The sequence below is a fragment of the Paraburkholderia sp. BL18I3N2 genome (assembly GCF_003001875.1).
Lineage (GTDB): Bacteria > Pseudomonadota > Gammaproteobacteria > Burkholderiales > Burkholderiaceae > Paraburkholderia > Paraburkholderia phytofirmans.
Genome location: NZ_PVNC01000004.1, coordinates 341,008 through 362,144 on the forward strand (window position 1 = coordinate 341,008; position 21,137 = coordinate 362,144).

The window sequence follows — 21,137 nt, forward strand, 5'->3', positions numbered from 1 at the left end:
AAATGCAAAACGCGCCGCGGGTGGCTGACACCTCGCGACGCGTTCCTGTCTCGCTGCGCCGGACGAACCGGCGGCTTCGACTGCGTTACTGCTCTATTGCTTACTCGACTTCGGCGATCATCTCGATCTCGACGCACGCGCCGAGCGGAATCTGCGCGACGCCGAATGCCGAGCGCGCATGCTTGCCGCGTTCGCCGAACACGTCGGCGACCAGTTCGGACGCGCCGTTGGTGACCAGATGCTGTTCGGTGAACTCGAGCGTCGAATTGACGAGACTCATCAGCTTGACGATGCGCGTGACGCGGTTCAGATCGCCCACATGCGTGTGCAGCGTGGCGAGCAGGTCGATCGCGATCGAGCGTGCGGCGGCTTTGCCTTCCTCGGTGGTGAGGGTGGCGCCGAGCTTGCCGGTCCACACCTTGCCGTCCTTCTTGGCGATGTGTCCGGAGAGATACACCGTGTTGCCGCTTTGCGCGCTCATCACATACGCGGCAGCCGGCGCGCCGGCGGTCGGCAGTTCGATGCCCAGCTCCTTGAGCTTGTCGTACACATTCGTTTGAGCCATGGTGTGTCCTTGATCAGTAGTGGAATTCGGTGGATGCGGTCAGGCGAAATCATGCAAACCGCGCGCATGAAACACACAAACAGCGCGCGGCAGACTTCAGATCTTCGCGCGGATCAGCGCGCCGAGGCGTGATACGCCTTCGTCGATCCTGGCCGGCGGCACCGTCACGAACGACAGCCGCAGCGTGTTGTGTTGCGCCTGGTTCGCGAAGAACGGACCGCCCGGCACGAATGCGACGTTCTGCGCGACAGCTTCTTCCAGCAGCTTCATGCTGTCGATCTGCGCGGGCAGATTTACCCACACGAACATGCCGCCTTCCGGGCGATTCCAGCTCACGCCTTCCGGCATGTAGCGTTCGAGCGAAGCCAGCATCGCCGCGCATTGGTCGCGATACAGTTCGCGGATGGTCGGCACGTGCGTGTCGAGGAAGCCGTCCTTGATCACTTCGTACACGATGCGCTGCGTGAAGCTCGGCGTGTGCAGATCGGTCGCTTGCTTGGCCTGCACGAGTTTGAAAATCAACTCTTCGGGCGCGATGATGTAGCCGACCCGCAGGCCCGGCGCCAGCACCTTCGAGAACGAACCGAGATGGACGATGTGGTCCGGCGCCATCGAGAGCATGGTGGGCAGCGGCTCGCCGGCGTAGTCGAGCGCGCCGTACGGATCGTCTTCGATTACCGGGAACGGCGCGGTCTTCGCGAACTCGGCGAGCGCGCGGCGGCGTTCGACCGGCAAGCGGCGGCCCGTGGGATTCTGGAAATTGGGTTGCGCGTAGAGCAGGCGGGCGCCGGCCGTCAGTTCGGGCGTGAGGCCTTCGGGAACGAGGCCGTGTTCGTCGGTCGGCACTTGCACGTAACGCGGCTCGTACATCGAGAACGATTGCAGCGCGCCGAGGTAGGTCGGCGTTTCGACCAGCACCGGGCTGCCCGGGCATACCAGCACCTTGCCGAGCAGGTCGAGCGCCTGTTGCGAGCCGGTGGTGATCAGCACCTGAGTCGGACGGATCTGCGCGCCGTTCACCGAATAGCGCTTCGCGATCCATTCACGCAGCGGCAGGAAACCTTCGGTCGCGCTGTATTGCAGCGCCGCGGCGGGTTCGTCGCGCAGAATGCGGTCTGACGCGGCGCGCATGCGTTCGGCCGGGAACGTAGCCGGCGAGGGCAGGCCGCCCGCGAACGAAATGACTTCAGGCCGCTCCGTGACCTTCAGAATCTCGCGAATCGCCGAGCTCGTGAGCTTGCGTGCGCGTCCGGACAGTTGCCACGTGGGGGCTTTCAAGTCGCTTTGGTCCATGGTCTCCTCTGCTGGTACTGGAACCGGTCAAAACTTCGATTATCGCGCGAGTCGGCGACCCGCGCGCGCTGCTTATTTAAGGGTCCGTAGACCGTTGGGTGTTTCGAACTCGGCGACGAGCGCCGGCGCGCCTTCCGTAGGCTGCAACCCGATCAGATGCGCCGCGCCGAGCCAATGCAGTTGCGCCGCGACCGTGTCGGCTTGTGGGTGCGCGCCTTTCAAGGCTTTCAGCGAAATCTCCGTTTCCGGCAAGGACGTGGACGGATGCTTCGTCGTGTCCCACTGAATCAGCGAGGGCAGCACGCCGTCGCCGATGCCTTGCCAGGCGGGGAACGCGCCGTCGTCCGGCACGGTCAGGCCCCACGTGAAATCGCCGCGCGTCATCGGCACGACCGGGGGAATGCGCTGCGGATACTGCGCTTGCCACGTCGGCAGGTGTTTCGGCCGCTCGACCCGGGCGACCCAGTGCGACAGATACGGCCCGTTTTCGAGCCGCGCGTGTGTTGCCGGGTCGTCGAGCGCGAACAGACGGGGGCGCGGCGCGCTGCTGTCGGCGGGCGCATTGTCAAGGGCTGCGGCTTGCGGATCGATCGCGATCACTTCCAGATACACGCCGCCCCACAGGTTCAGCAGGCGGTTATGCGTGCGCATCAGCGGATGCGCGCCGCCGCCGGCCGGCGCGACGCCGAGCGTATCGGCGACGTACTGCGTACCCTCGTCGAGGGTGCGGGCGGAAATCACGAGATGATCGAGGCGGAGCGGGTGAGCAGTCATGACGGAGCGGGGAAACGGTTTTCTGCGGTGAACCGGAGCGGACCGGGTGTCGCGGCAACGCTGCCGGGGCCGTAAGCATAACCGTTTGCCGGATCGGCGGGCCATGCGGATGGTGTTCGGCAGGGTTTTGCCGGAGAGCGTGTGGAGCGTGGTGAAACTCGCCGTGCCGCCATCCCATCCTTTACTTATCTCAAATGTAGCGACGCCGACCGGCACAGTAACGGTACAATCAATTCGATACTGTTCGGTACAGTTGGAGCCCGTCATGTCCGTCCCGCTTGCCCAGATTCCCACTCCGCACGACACCGCGTCGCTGACGCTGGTCGAGCAGCTCGTCCAGTGGGCGCGCCGCCGTATCGAGGAGCGCGTGTTCCGCCCCGGCATGCGCATGCCGTCGATCCGCAAGCTGGCGCTCGACAAGGGCGTGTCGCGCTTCACGGTGGTCGAGGCGTACGAACGGCTGGTGGCGCAGGGTTTTCTGGAGTCGCGGCGCGGCTCCGGGTTCTATGTGCGCGAACGGCTGGGCGGCGCGGCCAGTGCTGCCGCCGAGATTCATCCGCTCACCGCGGCGGCGCCGGCGCCGGCCACGATCGACGTGGTCTGGCTGCTGCGCAACATGCTGCACACCGGCGCGCGTCCCGAGCGTAGTCCTGGGCTGGGTTATCTGCCGGCGCGCTGGCTCGACGGCGACCTGATCACCAACGCTCTGCGCACGCTCGGCCGGCAAAGCGGCGCGCAGATGCTCGGCATCGGCACGCCGCAGGGTTTTCTGCCGCTGCGTCAGCAATTGCAGACGCGGCTCGAGGAACTGGAGATCGGTGCGTCGCCGGATCAGATCGTGATGGTGTCCGGCATCACGCAGGCGATCGACCTGATCTCGCGCATCTACGTCAAGCCGGGCGATGCGGTGATCGTCGGCGATCCGGCGTGGTTTCAGATGTTCGGGCGTTTCGCGTCGCAGGGCGCGCGGCTCGTCGGCATGCCGTACACGCCGGACGGCCCGGATCTCGACGCGCTCGAGTCGCTGGTGCAAACCTGGCGGCCGAAAATGCTGGTGATCAATTCGGTGCTGCAGAACCCGACCGGCACGTCGCTCACGGCGGCCCAGGCGTTCCGCATTCTGCGCCTCGCCGAAGCGTACGACTTCATCGTGGTCGAGGATGATATTTACGGCGATCTGTGTCCGCCGAGCTATCCGGGCACGCGCCTCGCGAGTCTCGACCAGTTGAAACGCGTGATCTATCTCGGCAGCTTTTCGAAAACGCTCGCGCCGAATCTGCGCGTCGGTTTCATTGCCTGCGCGCCCGAAGTCGCGACGGCGGTCAGCGACCAGAAAATGCTGGTCGGCATGACGAGCCCGGAACTGAACGAGCGTGTGCTGTACAAGATTTTGACCGAAGGCCACTACCGGCGGCATGTCGAACGGCTGCGCGTGCGGCTCGACGGCGTGCGCGAGAAGTCCGCGCGGATGCTGGAGAAGACCGGCCTGAAGCTGTTCCTGACGCCCATGGCCGGCATGTTTTTGTGGGCCGACACGGGCGTCGACGCCGACGCGCTGGCGGCCGCCGGCCACGAAGCCGGCTTTCTGCTGACGCCCGGCAGCCTGTTTTCCCCGCAGCAATCGTCGACCACCTGGATGCGCTTCAATATTTCCAACTGCGGCGATCCGGAACTGGCCACCTTTTTGTGCCGCTATCTCGACAGTGTGGCGCGCCGCGCCTCTTGAAACCGCGCCGGCTTGCCCCCAGCTAGGCGGACGATCCGGCGGCCTACGCATCCGGCGGCCGACGCTTCGGCCCAGCGCCGGCCCACCGGCGTGACGCCGGCGACAGGCCGACGGCAAGCCGACGTCGCCGGCGAACCGCAACGCGCGGCGCGGCGCCCGACTTGAACCCCCATTCGCAACAGAGAGGAAGTCCGACCATGGCACAAGAAACCATGAGCTTTCAGGCAGAAGTGAAACAGCTTCTGCACCTGATGATTCATTCGCTGTACAGCAACAAGGAAATTTTCCTGCGCGAGCTGATTTCGAACGCTTCCGACGCGGCCGACAAGCTGCGCTTCGAAGCGATCGAAAACAGTGGGCTGTACGAAAACGATCCGAACCTGCGGATTCGCGTGTCGTACGACAAGGCCGCGCGCACCATCACGCTCGACGACAACGGCATCGGCATGAGTCGCGACGAAGCGATCGCCAACCTCGGCACGATCGCCCGCTCGGGCACCAAGGAATTCTTCGGCAAGCTCTCCGGCGACCAGCAGAAAGATGCGGCGCTGATCGGCCAGTTCGGCGTGGGCTTTTATTCGGGCTTCATCGTCGCGGACAAGATCACGGTCGAAACGCGCCGCGCCGGTTTGCCGGCCTCGGAAGGCGTGCGCTGGGAAAGCGCTGGCGAAGGCGATTTCGCCGTCGAGCAGATCGAGCGTGCCGCGCGCGGCACGACCATCACGCTGCATCTGCGTGCGGATGAAGATGATCTACTGTCGTCGCATCGTCTGAAGTCGATTATCCAGAAGTACTCCGACCACGTCGCGCTGCCGATCCTGATGCAGAAGGAAGAGTGGGACTCGGAAAAGAGCGAGATGGTCACGAAGGACGAGGACGAGACCGTCAATCAGGCCAGCGCGCTGTGGACGCGCTCGAAGAACGAGATCACCGACGAGCAGTACAAGCAGTTCTACCAGCACCTCTCGCACGACCATCAAGATCCGCTCACGTGGACGCATAACCGTGTGGAAGGCCGCAGCGAGTACACGCAATTGCTGTACGTGCCGACCCACGCGCCGTTCGACATGTTCAATCGCGATTATCGCGGCGGCCTGAAGCTGTACGTGAAGCGTGTGTTTATCATGGACGACGCCGAGCAACTGCTGCCCGCGTATCTGCGCTTCGTGAAGGGCGTGGTCGATTCGGCGGATTTGCCGCTGAACGTGTCGCGCGAAATTCTGCAGGAAAGCCGCGATGTCAAGGCGATCCGCGAAGGCGTGACCAAGCGTTCGCTGTCCATGCTCGAAGAGCTGGCCAACTCGGATAACGAAGCCGACAAGGAAAAGTACGCCGGGTTCTGGAAGGAATTCGGCCAGGTGCTGAAGGAAGGCATCGGCGAAGACTTTGCCAACCGCGAGCGGATCGCGAAGCTCGTGCGTTTTGCGTCGACGCATACGGAGACAGCCGAGCAGACCGTGTCGCTGGCCGACTACGTCGCGCGCATGAAGCCCGAGCAGACCAAGATCTACTACGTGACCGCCGACACCTGGCAGGCGGCGACCCACAGCCCGCACCTCGAAGTGTTTCGTAAGAAGGGCGTGGAAGTGCTGCTGCTGACCGATCGCGTGGACGAGTGGATCCTGTCGTTCCTGAACGAATTCGAAGGCAAGCCGCTGCAAAGCGTGGCACGCGGCGATCTCGATCTGGGCGCGTTGAACGACGAAGAAAAACAGGCCCAGGAAAAGGTCGGCGAAGAGTTCAAGCCGCTCGTCGAGAAGATGAAGGAAGCGCTGAAGGACAAGGCCAAGGACGTGCGTCTCACGTTCCGCCTGACCGATTCGCCGTCTTGCCTCGTTGCCGACGACGGTGAAATGAGCGGCTATCTGCAGCGCATGCTCAAGGCCGCGGGCCAGACGGCGCCGTCGTTCCATCCGATTCTCGAAGTGAATCCGGAGCACGCGCTGGTGAAGGGCCTGCACGCGGACAGCGCGAACTTCGACGACTGGTGCCATCTGCTGTTCGATCAGGCATTGCTCGCCGAAGGTGGCGCGCTGGACGATCCGGCGAGCTTCGTGAAGCGCACCAATGCGCTGCTGCTTGCGCGCGCGAACTGAGCGCGGGTCGAGCTTGATGCCCCACGGCGTCGTTCTGACGCTTGAGGTTGAAAAATGCGCTGCTTCGGCAGCGCATTTTTTTTGCCTTTTGGCGCGGCGCGGCGCGGCGTGATTCAGCGAAGCGCGGCTGACTCCGCTTTGGCCTCTTCCTGCCGAGCGCTTAACGCGCTGACGCCGGCCCCTCCAGATGACGCACTTGCGAGAGCACGCTACCGGCCAATTCCTTGGCCTCGTGACATGAAGTGTGATCGGCCAGCACTTTGGCGGCGAGACTGCCGATCGCCTTGCTGGTCTGTTTCGACGTGTGGTGTTGCGCCAGAGCTGAGCCCGCCAGTTCTTTCTCCAGTTGCGCGACGCCCGCGCGCCGTAAAACGACCGCAGCCAGATGAGCGATGCTGTCGGATGTTTCCTTCGATTTTCCAGTGTTCAAAGCTTGCTCCATGTTGTAGTTGATTGATCTGGTCGACTAAGGGGAGTTGCGCGTAGTCGATTGAAATTAATTATGGTTAACTAACTAAATAGAATCAATCGTATTAAATTGAGATTAGTTTATGAGATGTAAAAACGCGGTTTTGTCTTATGCTCGCGCGATTTTTATTCGGAGGCTTGAAGGATTATTTCCAATCTCTAAGCATTGAAAGCACCGGGTCCCATTTTTGTGATTACGCCTTCGCGCATGACAACAACAACGCTCTGAATTCCCATGTCCGATTCCGCTCTGGCAGTACCTCTCGATTCCGTTCATCTCCTGTGGTCCATCCTGCGCGAGCAAGGTTTTGAAGCCGCCGCGCGTCGCGCAGTCGAATTCGCCGTGGCAGGCGGGACGCCGCAGTTGCACGCCGACCTATGCGCGAGCGCCGGGCGTTTCGAAGAGGCGTATCACAGCGCGTCGCAGGCGCAAGCGTGTGCGAACGGAGCGCGTCATGCGCGGGTCGCGCTGTTCGCCGACGCGCTTGGCTACGCCGGCGCCGCACAGCGCAACAGCGAGCGGGCGGTGGCCGCGCAGCCGATCGAGGTAACGATCGACTGGGTAGCGTGGCTGATCGACACGTGCGGCGCCCATTCGGCGGCCGCGCGAATCTTGCGTGCCTACGAGCGGCGAGCGCCGCAGGACGCGCGCGCGCCGTGGTGGTTGTCGATCGCGTTGACGACGCTGCCGGAGGCGAGCGCGCGGGACGAGCGTCGCGCGGCGCTGCTGCGCGCGTATGCGCTCGACCCCGCGATCGATCCGGCATTGCCGTTGCAACTCGTGCTGACGTTGCGAGAGATGCGCGATTGGCCGATGGTCGAACGTATCTGCCGCGAAAGGCTTGCGCGCAATCCCGCCGATGCGGAGATCGCGTGGCAACTCAGTCACGCGCAATGGCAGTGCAACGACGCAGCCGCGGCGGAGGCCACCATGCGCGCCGTGGACGCCGTCGCGCCCGGCAATGCGGACGTGCTGGCGGCGATCGGCATGTATCTGAACGAGCAGGCACGCTACGCGGACAGCGAGGCGGCGCTGCGAGCGGCGCTCGCGATCGATCCGTCAGCGGTGCAGGCCGCGGTCGATCTGGCGGACCTGGAACTGCGGCGCGGCGATTGGTCGAGCGCGTGGCCGCGTTTCGAGGCGCGTCTCGCGCGCGAAGACCGCGAACAGAACAACGTCGTCAGCGTAATGACACGTTTGTGCCCGCGCTGGCGTGGCGAAGCGCTCTCCGGCAAGACCTTGGTCGTGCACAGCGAGCAGGGCAGCGGCGACGACATCCAGATGGTGCGCTTCGTTCCTCGGCTGGCGGCACGCGTGCGTGACGAAGGCGGACGGCTGGTGCTTGCCGTGCGTCGCGCGCTGCAACCGCTGTTTGCGCGTTTCTATGCGAATTGCGTGTCGATCGAAGAAGGCCCGCTCGGCTCGCCGGATTACGCGTTGCCGCTCATGAGCCTGCCGCTCGTGCTCGGTGTCGAGCCTCCGCAGGTTCGCGGCTCGCCCTACCTGCAGGCCGATACAACGAAGGCGGCGGCCTGGCGCGAACGGATCAGCGCGCACGCGCCCGATGCGACGTGGCACGTCGGTCTCGTGTGGTCGGGCAGCCCGACGCATCGGCGCGACGCCAAGCGGTCGATTTCGCTTGCCGCGTTGGCGCCGCTGCTGGCGCTTCCAGATGTCGTCTTCCATCCGCTCACGCCCGGACGCCACGCCGATGTGACGGTGCTCGCCGCGCAGGGATATCGCCTGTGCGATCTGACTGGCGATTACAAAGACGGCTTCGACGACGTAGCGGCGCATCTCACCGCGTTGAACGCGCTGGTGACGATAGACAGCGCGCCCTTGCATCTCGGCGGCGCGTTAGGGCATAGCGTGCTGGCAATGCTCGATCACGTTTCCCACTGGTCGTGGGGTAACGAAGAAGCGCAGCCCTGGTACGACTCGGTCGAGCTGTTCCGTCAGCCGCAGCCCGCGCAATGGGCGCCGGTGGTCGAGCGGGTGGCCGCGCGCCTGAAGACGGTGCTGGCGCCGCACCAGACAGCCTGAGCGGCGCAAACCGCGCCAGGTTGAGAGCAACTCACGCAACTGATCGACTTCGATGCACGAACACGAATTAATATTCCCCGCCAGCGTCTCCAACGATCTCGGCGCGATGGCCGCACATGCCGACACCTGCTTCGCCGCGGGGCGCCATCACGAAGCAATTGCCGACTACCAGCGCGTTCTTGCCGAACAGCCGCACAACGTACACGCGCTCCATCGACTCGGCCTCGCCTTGTTTTGCGTCGATCGGCCCGACCGTTCGCGCGAGCATTTCGATCAGGCATTGAACGTCGCGCCTGAGCGCGCGGATATCTGGGAACATCGTGGCTTGATCGCCGCGCTGGACGGCGAGCTGATCGCGGCCGAAGCGTTCTACCATCGCGCAGTGGGCCTCGGTGGCGGCACCGTGAGCCTGCATCGGAATCTGGGCGATTGCCTGAAGCTGTCGAAGCGCCTCGTCGAAGCACGCGGCCACTACCTCAAGGCGCTTGAGCTCGAACCGACGTTGCATCACGCCGTTCGCTCGCTCGCACGAGTCAGTACCGAGCTCGAACGCTATCAGGACGCAGCAGACTACTGGCTGCGTGCATGGGCGCTCGACCCGACGCATCTGCCGGACGCGCTCGACCTGATTACTGCGTTGTCGAGAGCACAGCGCGGCGAGGGGATCGACAGCGTGCTTGCCGAACTGCGCATTCGCTTCGCCGCCGACGCATCCGCGTTGCAACAGGTGGCCTTCGCATTGAACGACGCGGAGCGTTTCAGCGATGCGATCAGCGTCGCCATCGAAGCGCTCGGCGTCGATCCGCGCAACGGCTGGCTGCATCACAACGCGTCGTTTGCGTTCAACATGCTGGGCGACTTCCCGGCCATGCATGTGCATGCCGTCGAAGCCGCGCGGCTGATGCCCGATCATCCGCTGATGCAGTTCAACCTTGCAGCCGCGCAACTGCGTGCCGGCGACTACGAAAACGGCTGGAAGCAATATCGATGGCACGAAGCCCTGCCGGAAAATCACGACCTGGTTCGCCCGGCTTATCCGGAATGGCAAGGCGAGCGCGTGACGGGCCGCCGCTTTCTGCTAGTCGGCGAGCAGGGGCTGGGCGATCAACTGCAGTTCTTGTGTATGGCCGACTGGTTGAATAAGCGCGGCGCCCAGGTCGACGTCTGGGTCGAGGCTCCGCTTGGCGAAGTGGCGCGAAGCGCGGCCGGCGTGCGTGCCGCGTGGACGACCGCGCCGCCCGGACCGTACGACTACTGGTGCCGCATGCTCAGCATGCCGGAGCCTATGAAGCTGGCCCTGCCGATGTTGCCGCTCTCGACGTCGTATCTGCGAGCGGAACCCGCACAGGTGCAACGTTGGCGGAGCCGGCTCGACGCATTCTGTGCAACCGATGCACGCGATGCGCCTCGAAAACGCGTCGGCATCGTCTGGGCCGGTAACCCGGCGTATGAGCTCGATCGTTATAGGTCGATTCCATTGCGCCAATGGCTGCCGGTTTTGCAGCAGACCGGTGTGCACTGGTTCGCGCTGCAAAAGGGCGAGACGCAGAACGAGGCGGTGGCGTCGCGTGCGGATATCGGCATGCACGCTCTCGATCCGGAGATCGACACGTTTGCCGACACGCTGGCGATCGTGCAGTCGCTCGATCTGGTGATTACGGTGGACACGGCGGTTGCCCATCTGGCCGGCGCATGCGGCACGCCGGTGTGGGTGCTGGTGCCGACGTTCACCGACTGGCGCTGGCTGACGGAGCGCGACGATAGTCCGTGGTATCCGTCCGCGCGACTGTTCAGACAGCGTGAGTTGGGGCGTTGGGATACGGTGCTCGACGAGGTCGCACGAGCATTGCGCGATTTTGTCGCTGGCTGAAAACCGGACGCCTCACACGCGCCCGGTTTTTCGGTTGAAGGCGGCCGTGAATGGCCGTCGGCTACTTCTTGCCCATCAACGTATCCATCGTCTCACCGCGCACGACGATCTCGGTGCGACGGTTCAGCGCGCGGCCTTCGGGCGTATCGTTGCTCGCCACCGGATTGTTGTACCCGTTGCCCTTCGTGCGAATGCGGTCCATGGCGATGCCGCGCGCCACGAGCGCGTAACCCGCCGCGCTCGCGCGCGCCTCGGACAAATGCTGGTTGTATTCGAGCGTGCCGACATTGTCGGTGTAGCCCTCGACGACAATCGGTTTCTTACTGCGCTTGAGCAGCACGGCCGAGCGATCGATGACCGCGGCCGCGTCGCTGCGCACGTCGGATTTGTTGAAATCGAACAGGGCGGTTTCGGGCAGCTTGACCGCGACACCGCCGGCGACCGGCGCCACTTCGATACCGACAGCCTTGTTCAGCGACGTCTCCGTGTCGCGGTTCAGTTGCGCCGCGCAACCTGTCACCAGCAGGACCGAGATCGCGCATGCGGTTGTGCTCAGAATGTTCTTCATCTTCGTGTCTTTTCCTTGATTGTGCGTTCATGTGGCGCGCCGTGGATCGCGGCGGCCGGCTTTGCAAAGCACGGAGGTTTTATCGCGCGACGCGAGCCGCGGAGAATCGGAACTATCTGAAATCGACACGCCAGTGGAAGTGCTTCACCACCGCTGTCGTAGTCGATGGAATCTGCTGAAGGGCGAGACCTGCGCGTTGGCGAATGGTCCGACAGCTGCGCCGTTATAATCCGACACCATGTCCATCCGTTTCGATGCCGCCGACGCCCACTGGCGCGTCGCGCCCTTACCCGGCTTCACCGCCGCCGAGAAAGACTGGCTGACCCGCGGCGGTTCACTGACCGCGCATCTGCGTGCGCTCGGCGCCGTCGCGGTACGCGTCACGCACGAAGGCGTCGCGCTGCCGTGGGCCGACGAGAGCGCTGCGCTCGGTCTCGTGCCGCGTGCGCCGGTCTGGGTTCGGGAAGTCGCGCTATCAGTCGACGGCGTGCCGTTCGTGGCGGCGCATAGCGTCGCGCCGCTAGCCGCGAGCGCCGGCGTGTGGCAGGCCATACGGCGTCTGCGCACGCGGCCCTTGGCCGAGTTGCTGTATAGCGATAGCAGTGTGGCGCGGTCGTCGCTGGTGAGCCGCAGGTTGACCGCGCGGCATGCGCTCTATCGTCTGGCTGCGCGTGAAATCGAAGGGTTGCCGCCACACGCGCTGGTCGCGCGCCGCTCGGTGTTCGAGCGCCACGGCGCGCCGCTGATGGTCACCGAATGCATGTTGCCGGCGTTATGGACACATCTGGCGAGCTTGTCAGGCGCGAGCCGATCGGACGATTGGCTCGCCCATCCCCGGATGCGCGAACACGGCCGTGCGCTCGAACACACCGCATCGCGCGCGCATCCGGCGACGCGTGCGTCCGACGAACGGAGCCGCTGATGCTGCGCGGTTTTCCTCCGGTCGCCGCCGCGGATACGCATACGCTGATTCTCGGCAGCTTTCCCGGCGAGGCGTCGCTTGCCGCGACGCAGTACTACGCGCATCCACGCAACCAGTTCTGGCGCCTGCTCGGCTCCGTGCTCGACGAACCGCTCGCCGAACTCACGTACGAGGAGCGCTTGCGCCGCGTGCTCGCGCATGGCATCGGCGTATGGGACGTGCTCGCCGCCTGCACGCGCGAAGGGAGTCTCGACGCCGCGATCCGCAATGCCAGCCCGAATGATTTCGCTTCGTTGCGCGCGCACGCGCCGAAGCTCGCGAAAGTCTGCTTCAACGGCAAGACGGCGGGCCGCTTTGCGCCGGTGATCGGCGCGGCGGGCTACGCCACCCTCGTATTGCCTTCGTCGAGTCCGGCGAATGCTATGCTCTCGTTCGACCAAAAATTGCGTCTTTGGCGCGACATCCTTACATGACGAATTTGATCAAGCGCGCTTCCGCTGAAGCGCGTGCCTTCCGCAACCGCGACGCTGACGTCGCCGGTGGCAAACAAAAGCCGCATAAATCGCAGAACGCCACGCGCAACAAAACCCGCGTTTCGCACGACGACGGTCTGCACGACGCGCCGCAAATCGAAGCGCCCCGCAAGCCGCGTTTCGCGCCGGTCACTTTCTCGGAAGAGGGCGGCGTGCGCTTCCTGCATTTCGGCACGGAGTGGGTGCAAGGCGCGATGCGTCTGCGCAAGCCCGATCACATCGAACTCGAATACGCGCAGCAGATGATGGCCTGGCTGCTGTTTATCGAAACGCCCAAGCGCATCGTCCAGCTCGGTCTGGGCGCCGCGGCGCTGACCAAGTTCGCGCACCGCTTCCTGAAGCGCGCGAAGGTCGAGGCGGTGGAAGTGAACCCGGCGGTCGTGGTGGCCGCGCGCACGATGTTCGAACTGCCGCACGACGATGCCCGTCTGACGGTGCACGAAACCGATGCGTGGGACTTCGTCAACGACCGCGCCAACCACGGCACGATCGGCGCGTTGCAGATCGACGTCTATGACGCGACCGCGCGCGGTCCGGTGCTCGACAGCGTCGGCTTCTATCGCGCGGTGCGCGCGTGCCTGACCGACGCGGGCGTGGTGACGGTGAATCTGTTCGGCGATCATCCGAGCTTCGTGCGCAACATGAAGCGTCTGAACGAAGCCTTCGACGGCCGCGTGCTCGCGCTGCCCGAAGTGCACGACGGCAACCGCATCGCGATCGCGTTCTCGGGTCCGGCGCTCGAGGTGCCGTTCACGGCGCTGCAAGCACGCGCCAGGCTGATCGAAGCGGAACTCGGTCTGCCCGCGCATAAATGGATCAAGGGTCTGCAGGAATCGACCGGGCAGAACGGCGACTCGTTCGCGATCTGATTGCAACGACCCATGCGGTCGGACCTCGCCAGCCGGCCCGGTCCAAAGCAGTGCATGGACTGAATGTCCCGGACGGCGCGCCACGCGCCGTTGCGCCCACGCGACGTTCGCCGCCTTCATCCATCGTGCATTGAACAGCCGGTCTTCTTCCTCGCGAAGCGGGCCGGCCTGTCAGACCCAAGCGGCACGCCCTGATGCGCCTCGCCGCAGCGCTTCAACTCCTCTTGCTGAAACGCCTTCGCGCTGACCCTGAAAGCACGGGCGTGCTGGGGTCGTCCCTGCTTGACCGCGCTCTCGCCGCTCCTATACTCTTTCGAAGCTTTCGGGGCGCCCGTGGCCATCCGCTATGGGATCCACCACCCGTCAAACACGGGCCAACATTTCAATAATAGGGAAGAGGAGACGTCATGGCTCACGACGCCGACGCGAACAAGGCCAGCAAGCACTGGCTCTGGTTGCTGCTGTTACCCTGGATCGCGATGATCTGGGTGCCGTCATATAACAAGGTCGAACCGGTGCTGTTCGACTTTCCGTTCTTCTACTGGTATCAGCTCCTGTGGGTGCTGATCAGCGCAGTCATCACGGCGATCGTGTACTTCAAGACCAAGACGCGCTCCAGCGGCCGTCCGCAGGGGGGCGCACAATAATGAACGCCATAGCAACTTTCGTCTTCGTTCTGTTTTTCATCGGCGTCACGATTCTCGGGTTTATCGCGGCCCACTGGCGGCGCGGCGATCTCGCGCATCTGGAAGAGTGGGGCCTCGGCGGCCGGCGCTTCGGCACCATCGTCACCTGGTTCCTGCTGGGCGGCGACCTGTACACCGCGTACACCTTCATCGCCGTGCCGGCGCTGGTGTTCGGTGCGGGCGCAACGGGTTTCTTCGCGCTGCCTTACACGATCCTGATCTATCCGTTCGCGTTCGTGGTGTTCCCGAAACTGTGGAGCATCGCCAAACGCCAGGGCTATGTGACGTCGGCGGACTTCGTGTCGGCGCGCTATGGCAGCCGGATGCTCGCTCTGGCGATCGCGGTGACCGGCATCGTCGCGACCATGCCGTACATCGCGTTGCAACTGGTCGGTATCGAAGTGGTGATCGGCGCGCTCGGTTTCGACACCAAGGGCTTTGTCGGCGATCTGCCGCTGATCATCGCGTTCGCGATCCTGGCGGCCTACACGTACACCTCGGGTCTGCGCGCGCCGGCCATGATCGCGGTGGTCAAGGACGTGCTGATCTACATCACGATCTTCGCCGCGATCATCGTGATTCCGCCGCAACTGGGCGGCTTCGGTCACATCTTCAGCGTGGTGCCGCCGGCCAAGCTGCTGCTGAAGGCGCCGGACGTCTCGAGCCTGAACGGCTACAGCGCCTACGCGACGCTCGCGGTGGGTTCGGCGCTCGCGCTGTTCCTGTACCCGCACTCGATCACGGCGGTGCTGTCGTCGAAGTCGGGCAACACGATCCGTCGCAATATGGCGATGCTGCCGGCTTACTCGCTGGTGCTCGGCCTGCTCGCGCTGCTCGGCTTCATGGCTTTGGCTTCGGGCGTGAAGGACATGCCGGAGTTCGCGCCGTACTTCAAGGCGTTCGGCCCGAACTTCGCGGTGCCGGCGCTGTTCCTGCATTACTTCCCGTCGTGGTTCGTCGGCGTGGCGTTCGCGGCGATCGGCATCGGCGCGCTGGTGCCGGCGGCGATCATGTCGATCGCGGCCGCTAACCTGTATACGCGCAACATCCACAAGGAGTTCGTCAATCGCAACATGACGCATGAGCAGGAGACCAATGTCGCCAAGCTGGTCTCGCTGATCGTCAAGGTCGGCGCCGTGGCGTTCATTCTCGGCCTGCCGCTCACGTACGCGATCCAGTTGCAACTGCTCGGCGGTATCTGGATCATCCAGACCTTGCCGGCGATCGTGCTGGGTCTGTACACGCGTGTGCTCGACTACCGCGGCCTGCTGGTCGGCTGGGCCGTCGGCATTGCAACCGGTACGTGGATGGCGATTTCGCTGAAGCTGGCCGGCTCGATCTTCACGATCCACCTGTTCGGCATGGCGATTCCGGGCTACGCTGCGGTGTGGTCGCTGATCGTGAATCTGGTGGTGGCGGTGGTGGTGAGTCTGCTGGTGCGTGCGTTCGGCATGCAGCGCGCCGAAGACCGTACCCGTCCGGAAGACTATCTGGACGTGGTCGAAAGCTGATCACGGCTGCTTCATGTCGTGCCGCTCCACGGGGTGCGACAGCCTGAAAACCGCGACGCCCGCACACCACAATGTGCGGGCGTTTGTCCTGATGAGGCACTCCAGGGCAGGATAGCGGAACCGTCCTTCACCGTATCGAGCGCGCCGCCATGGCTTCTGCCGATTCCCGCACCGTGATTCCACGCCGCTCGGCGCTCAGCCGGATGGTCCGCGCGGTTACGTCGCCTTACTACCGCTATCGCCACGCCAAGGTGCTGCACAGTCTGCGTGTCGGGCTGGCCATGCTGGTGTCGATTCTGGCCACCACCGGCATCGACATTCCGCACGGCATCTGGTCTTCGGTCACTTTGCTGGTGGTGATCGGCGGCTTGCAGCATCACGGCAATATCCGCAAGAAGGCGGCGGAGCGGGCGGCGGGTACGCTGCTCGGGGCATCGATCGGGCTTGCGCTGATCGTGCTGCAGAACCTGACCGACTCGCCACCGCTCACTTACGTGCTGATGTCGATCGTCGCGGGCATCTGCGCATGGTTCGCGATCGGCTCGTCGGGCTATATCGGGCTGTTGACGGCGATCACCATGTGTATCGTCGCGGGCCACGGCGACAACCAGATCGACGTGGGCCTGTGGCGTACGGCGAATGTGCTGATCGGCATCGTGATCGCGCTGGCGTTTTCGTTTGCGCTGCCGCTGCATGCCACTTATTCATGGCGCTACGGGCTTGCAATGAATCTGCGCGAATGCGCGCGCATCTACGCGCGGCTGCTGGAGGGCGAGACGATTAGTGAGGAAGAGCAGGTCAGGCGCTTTCTGGCGATCAACAAGCGGCTTGTGCAATTGCGTTCGCTGATGCCTTCGGTAGCGAAAGAAATCGAGGTGCCGCAGTCGAAGCTCGAGGAGATTCAGCGGCTGCACCGCTCGGTGCTCAGTTCGCTGGAGTTGCTCGCCACCGGTCCGCTGATGCACGCCGACGCCACGGCGCGCGCCGCGTACGCCGAGCAATGCGGCGCCGAGGTGCGCACCGTGCGCGCGATTCTGCTGGCGATGGCACGCGGCCTGCGCTTTGGCCGGGCGACGCACTTCGGCATTCCGTCCGCGTCGGCGCTGGCGCAGAGGCACGGCGACGCGGCGCTGAAGCTGCCACCCGAATTTCAGGGGCCGTACTGGCTCGGACAACGGCTTGCCGAACAGGTGGACCGCCTGCGCGAGCGGTTACTGGAAACCGAGCCGAACTGGAACATCGAACGGCGTGCGTGGCCTTTGTTGAAGGCTTGAGTGGGTCGGCGCCCGCTCCTGGGCGGCGCGGCGGGCTGACCGAACCGAGCGCGGTGACCACCGCAACTGCCGCAGCCACCGCAATCGCCGCAACTGCGGCAACTGCGGCAACTGCGACAACTGCGACAACTGCGACAACTGCGACAACTGCGACAACTGCGGCAACTGCGGCAACTGCGGCAACTGCGGCAACCGCAGCAACCGCAGCAACCGCATCAATCGCTGCAACCGCATCAATCGCTGCAATCGCTGTAATCGCTGCAATCGCCGCTTGCGGGCACGCGCACTGTGGTCCGCTGCGCCGTTGCGCTCAACCTTCGGGCACTGTCACCATCCACATGAGACCGAAGCGGTCGACCACCATGCCGAAGCCTTTGCTCCAGAAGGTTGGTTGAAATGGGAGTGTTACCTGGCCGCCGTCGGCGAGCGCATTGAAGAACTGTTCGGCGGACGTGGCGTCGTCGGCGGTTAGCGAGAGGCTGAAGCCGTTCATGGTGGCGGCGGGATCGCAATGGCCGTCGGAGGCCATCCAGTCGGTCGAGCCCATGCGCACATTGGCGTGCATGATTTTTTCTTCGAGACCGGGTCGCGGCTGATTTTGCGGATCGGGCGGCGCCTCCTTGTAGCGCATCTTGAAAGTCACCTGAGCGCCGAGCTTAGCGCAGTAATAGTCGAGCGCTTCTTCGCAGCGTCCATTAAAAAATACGTAAGGTTGAACGACCATGATCGTCTCCGGAAGGGGTGAGCAGCGCGACATCCCGCAAGAGCCCACGGTTTGAAGAAGTACCGCGCCGGCGCGCGCAGCGCCCCCGGAAGAATGAGCGCCTTGTCACGAAAGCGGAATGTGCGAGAACACAGATTCCAGATGCACCACTACCGCGACTGTGCGGGGGGCCCGCTTATGTGCTGGCGGTGTGAAGCGGCTTTCTTTGCCTACTTTCTTTGCCGCGGCAAAGAAAGTAGGTGCCGCCCCGCACAGGGGCGACGCTAATAGACCACCGAGAAAGGCCCTTGCAAAAAGATTCTAGTCGTCCACCGGAAAGCAACAGTGACTAAATATCGTAAGCCCAGCGCCACCCGATGCGCTCCAAACTCAACGGCAAGCGCCCGAAGCAGGCACGTAAACGACGCACGGCCCTGAACCCTAAAGCCCAAGGCCGCATGTATGAAGCGCCGGCTAAAAGCAGCGCGAGCGAGTCTTACCGCAATGCTTCGATCAACTTCTCCAACTTAACCGCATCAGCAGCAAACGCACGAATCCCCTCAGCGAGCTTCTCAGTCGCCATAGCCTCATCATTAACAAGAAACCGGAACGACGCTTCATCAACCGGCACGCGTTCAATATCCGCATCTTTAGAGCTATCCGGCGACAGCTTCCGCTCCACCTTCTCCGTGCTCTCCTGCAGCTTCTGCAGCAGATCCGGACTGATAGTCAGCAGATCGCACCCAGCCAGTTCGAGAATCTGCCCCGGCGTGCGAAAACTCGCGCCCATCACCTCGGTCTTGTAGCCGAACTTCTTGTAATACGCATAAATGCGGCGCACCGATTTAACGCCCGGATCATTGGCGCCGCCATCTTTCGCTTCATCCCACGCGCTGCCGGCATTCTTCTTGTACCAGTCGTAAATCCGCCCGACGAACGGCGAGATCAACTGCGCGCCGGCCTCGGCACAGGCCGCCGCCTGAGCCAGCGAGAACAGCAGCGTCATGTTGCAGTGAATACCTTCCTTCTGCAGCACTTCCGCCGCGCGGATACCTTCCCAGGTGGAAGCCAGCTTGATCAGCACGCGTTCGCGGCCGATGCCGTGCTCCTTGTACAGCGAGATCAGTTCGCGGCCTTTGGCGATCGAAGCTTCGGTGTCGAACGAGAGGCGCGCGTCCACTTCCGTCGAAACGCGGCCCGGAATGATCTTGAGAATTTCGGTGCCGAAGGCGATCAGCAACTGGTCGATGATCGCGCCGACCGGCTTCGACGCGTGCGCCTTGACGGTCTTTTCGAGCAGCGGCTTGTAGTCGTCTTTCTGCACCGCTTTCAGAATCAGCGACGGATTGGTGGTCGCGTCCTGCGGCTTGTACTGGGCAAGCTGCTGGAAGTCGCCGGTATCGGCCACGACGGTGGTGTATTGCTTGAGTTGATCGAGTGCGGTTGTCATGTTCGGGCCTTCAGGGCGCGTGCGCGCCATGGTTCAGGAGAAATGAGGTTGCCACCGGTCTGAAACGCAAACCAGATCCGGCGGCCGCGGGTCACGCTGCAGCGCTGCCCGTCATCCTGCCGGGGAATTTTGACGGAAAGCGCTGCCGGATGCTTCTATTCTATGGCGGATCGGCCGATGCAGTGTTGACACTTGCCCACGGCGATTCGTTCACACCAAGTTCAGGCGGCATTTTCCGCCGATTGATCCGGCACTGACCGATTCTGCCGAGCAGTTCGCCGCCCTGATTTTGCCAGCAATCAGTAGCGGGACCGCGAGTCGTTGCTTCGCGTTGCAGGCCCGTCAGGCACGCGGCGCGTTCTATACCATTTGCGTCGGCGCGGCTGTCAGCCGCGACTAGAGCACCGGGCCGCCGTCTCGGGCTGCAGGCGCATCAAGCACGCCGCGTTCAACACCACTTGCGTCAGCGCGGCTGAATCCGCCACCAGAACACCGAGCCGCCGCCTCGCACAGCAATCGCATCAAGCGCGCCGCGCATTCAACACCACCTGCGTCAGCACACCCGCCACCAGCCCCCAGAAAGCCGAGCCGATGGACAGCAAAGTCAGCCCCGACGCCGTCACCATGAACGTGACCAGCGCCGCCTCGCGCTGCTTCAGGTCCTGCATGGCATTGGCGAGCCCGCTCATGATCGAGCCGAACAACGCCAGCGCCGCGACGGACACCACCAGCGCCTTCGGCAATGCGGCGAACAGCGCGGCGATGGTTGCGCCGAAAACCCCGGCGATCAGGTAGAAGATGCCGCACCACACCGCGGCCATATAGCGCTTGCTGCGGTTTTCGTGCGCTTCGGGGCCGGTGCAGATCGCGGCGGTGATTGCCGCAAGATTGATGCCGTGCGACCCGAACGGCGCGAGCAGCAGCGAGGCGATGCCGGTGGTCGAAATCAGCGGCGCCGAGGGCGTGGTGTAGCCGTCCGCGCGCAGTACGGCGATGCCCGGCACGTTCTGCGACGCCATTGCCACGACGAAAAGCGGGATCCCGATGCTGACGCCGGCCGCCACCGAAAACGCCGGCATCGTGAACACCGGATGCGCCAGCGCGACATGAAAACGGCTGAAGTCGAGCAGCCCGAGCCCGCCGGCAGCCATCGTGCCGACGATCAGCGTCGTGACGATCGCGTAGCGCGGCGCGAGCCGTTTGACGATCAGATAGGTGAAGAACATGGTCAGCACGAGCGCGGTCTGGAATTGCGCGGCGCGGAATATCTCGATGCCGATCTCGAACAGGATGCCCGCCAGCAAGGCCGAGGCGATGCCCGCGGGAATCTTCTTCATCAGCGTGTCGAACCAGCCGGTCAGGCCGACCAGCGTGAGCAGCAGCGCGCAGACGATAAACGCGCCGATCGCCTCCGCGTACGCCACATGCGGCAGCGAGGACACCAGCAGCGCAGCGCCGGGCGTCGACCAGGCGATCACGATCGGCGCGCGAAAGCGCAGCGACAGGCCGATCGTGCAGACGGCCATGCCGATCGACAAGGCCCAGATCCACGACGAAATCTGCGCGTCGGATAGATGCGCCGCCTGGCCCGCCTGGAACATCAGGACGAGCGAACTGGTGTAGCCGGTCATCATCGCGACGAAACCGGCGACGATGGCGGACAGCGAAGTGTCGGCGAAAGGATTGAGGCGCCCGGGCGGCGTGACGGCAGGGGACAAATCGGGCGTGGAAGACGGACTCATGCAGATGCTTTCTTATCGCTAAAGGTAAAACGAAGGTAAAACC

Annotated in this window: 18 protein-coding genes; 10 read left to right on the plus strand and 8 right to left on the minus strand. The window is 63.9% G+C overall.

The annotated features are described in order from the left end of the window. Positions 1–100: 100 nt before the first annotated feature. The 3 genes from B0G75_RS14675 to B0G75_RS14685 form a co-directional block, all read right to left on the minus strand. The gene (locus B0G75_RS14675; RefSeq protein ID WP_106306481.1) at positions 101–565 is read right to left on the minus strand and encodes a RidA family protein; all 465 of its coding nucleotides are present in this window, start codon (positions 563–565) and stop codon (positions 101–103) included. Between the two features lie 96 nt (positions 566–661). Beyond that, entirely contained in the window at positions 662–1,858 is a 1,197-nt protein-coding gene (locus tag B0G75_RS14680) for a PLP-dependent aminotransferase family protein (RefSeq protein ID WP_106306484.1), read from the minus strand. Between the two features lie 72 nt (positions 1,859–1,930). Next, the gene (locus tag B0G75_RS14685; protein WP_106306487.1) at positions 1,931–2,632 is read right to left on the minus strand and encodes a VOC family protein; all 702 of its coding nucleotides are present in this window, start codon (positions 2,630–2,632) and stop codon (positions 1,931–1,933) included. 265 nt (positions 2,633–2,897) lie between these two features. On the opposite strand from B0G75_RS14685, the gene B0G75_RS14690 reads away from it, so the two are divergent. Next, a complete protein-coding gene (locus B0G75_RS14690; RefSeq protein WP_106306490.1) occupies positions 2,898–4,358 on the plus strand; it encodes a PLP-dependent aminotransferase family protein in 1,461 nt (486 codons plus the stop codon). A gap of 197 nt (positions 4,359–4,555) precedes the next feature. After that, a complete protein-coding gene (gene htpG, locus B0G75_RS14695; protein ID WP_106306493.1) occupies positions 4,556–6,454 on the plus strand; it encodes a molecular chaperone HtpG in 1,899 nt (632 codons plus the stop codon). A gap of 160 nt (positions 6,455–6,614) precedes the next feature. Here the strand turns inward: htpG and B0G75_RS14700 are convergent, their stop codons facing one another. Continuing rightward, positions 6,615–6,896 carry a hypothetical protein gene (locus B0G75_RS14700; protein ID WP_106306496.1) on the minus strand — a complete coding sequence of 94 codons (282 nt, stop codon included), beginning with the start codon at positions 6,894–6,896 and terminating at the stop codon, positions 6,615–6,617. A gap of 261 nt (positions 6,897–7,157) precedes the next feature. Between B0G75_RS14700 and B0G75_RS14705 the strand changes: the two genes are divergently transcribed. Then, positions 7,158–8,966, plus strand: coding sequence for a hypothetical protein (locus tag B0G75_RS14705; protein WP_106306499.1), 1,809 nt, complete (start codon positions 7,158–7,160; stop codon positions 8,964–8,966). 52 nt (positions 8,967–9,018) lie between these two features. Beyond that, positions 9,019–10,836, plus strand: a complete 1,818-nt coding sequence (locus B0G75_RS14710; protein ID WP_106306502.1) for a tetratricopeptide repeat protein — start codon at positions 9,019–9,021, stop codon at positions 10,834–10,836. A gap of 61 nt (positions 10,837–10,897) precedes the next feature. Here the strand turns inward: B0G75_RS14710 and B0G75_RS14715 are convergent, their stop codons facing one another. Next, entirely contained in the window at positions 10,898–11,404 is a 507-nt protein-coding gene (locus B0G75_RS14715; RefSeq protein ID WP_106306505.1) for an OmpA family protein, read from the minus strand. A gap of 238 nt (positions 11,405–11,642) precedes the next feature. Between B0G75_RS14715 and B0G75_RS14720 the strand changes: the two genes are divergently transcribed. The 6 genes from B0G75_RS14720 (at position 11,643) to B0G75_RS14750 (ending at position 17,199) form a co-directional block, all read left to right on the plus strand. Beyond that, entirely contained in the window at positions 11,643–12,326 is a 684-nt protein-coding gene (locus tag B0G75_RS14720) for a chorismate lyase (RefSeq protein ID WP_106306508.1), read from the plus strand. Further along, positions 12,326–12,799 carry a DNA-deoxyinosine glycosylase gene (locus tag B0G75_RS14725; RefSeq protein ID WP_106306511.1) on the plus strand — a complete coding sequence of 158 codons (474 nt, stop codon included), beginning with the start codon at positions 12,326–12,328 and terminating at the stop codon, positions 12,797–12,799. The genes B0G75_RS14720 and B0G75_RS14725 overlap by 1 nt, the downstream gene beginning before the upstream one ends. After that, the gene (locus B0G75_RS14730; protein ID WP_106306514.1) at positions 12,796–13,728 is read left to right on the plus strand and encodes a spermidine synthase; all 933 of its coding nucleotides are present in this window, start codon (positions 12,796–12,798) and stop codon (positions 13,726–13,728) included. Before B0G75_RS14725 ends, B0G75_RS14730 begins: the two co-directional genes overlap by 4 nt. A gap of 407 nt (positions 13,729–14,135) precedes the next feature. After that, positions 14,136–14,375, plus strand: a complete 240-nt coding sequence (locus B0G75_RS14740; RefSeq protein WP_106306520.1) for a DUF3311 domain-containing protein — start codon at positions 14,136–14,138, stop codon at positions 14,373–14,375. Continuing rightward, complete coding sequence (gene mctP, locus B0G75_RS14745; RefSeq protein WP_106306523.1) at positions 14,375–15,925, plus strand: monocarboxylate uptake permease MctP; 1,551 nt, start codon at positions 14,375–14,377, stop codon at positions 15,923–15,925. The genes B0G75_RS14740 and mctP overlap by 1 nt, the downstream gene beginning before the upstream one ends. Positions 15,926–16,074: 149 nt before the next feature. Beyond that, a complete protein-coding gene (locus tag B0G75_RS14750) occupies positions 16,075–17,199 on the plus strand; it encodes an FUSC family protein (RefSeq protein ID WP_181309273.1) in 1,125 nt (374 codons plus the stop codon). Positions 17,200–17,509: 310 nt separating this feature from the next. On the opposite strand, the gene B0G75_RS14760 is transcribed toward B0G75_RS14750, so the two are convergent. The 3 genes from B0G75_RS14760 to B0G75_RS14775 form a co-directional block, all read right to left on the minus strand. Further along, the gene (locus B0G75_RS14760) at positions 17,510–17,923 is read right to left on the minus strand and encodes a VOC family protein (RefSeq protein WP_106306529.1); all 414 of its coding nucleotides are present in this window, start codon (positions 17,921–17,923) and stop codon (positions 17,510–17,512) included. Positions 17,924–18,398: 475 nt separating this feature from the next. After that, on the minus strand, positions 18,399–19,352 hold the full coding sequence (tal, locus tag B0G75_RS14770; RefSeq protein ID WP_106306878.1) for a transaldolase: 954 nt from the start codon (positions 19,350–19,352) through the stop codon (positions 18,399–18,401). 521 nt (positions 19,353–19,873) lie between these two features. Continuing rightward, on the minus strand, positions 19,874–21,094 hold the full coding sequence (locus B0G75_RS14775; protein ID WP_106306532.1) for a benzoate/H(+) symporter BenE family transporter: 1,221 nt from the start codon (positions 21,092–21,094) through the stop codon (positions 19,874–19,876). Between the last annotated feature and the right edge of the window lie 43 nt (positions 21,095–21,137).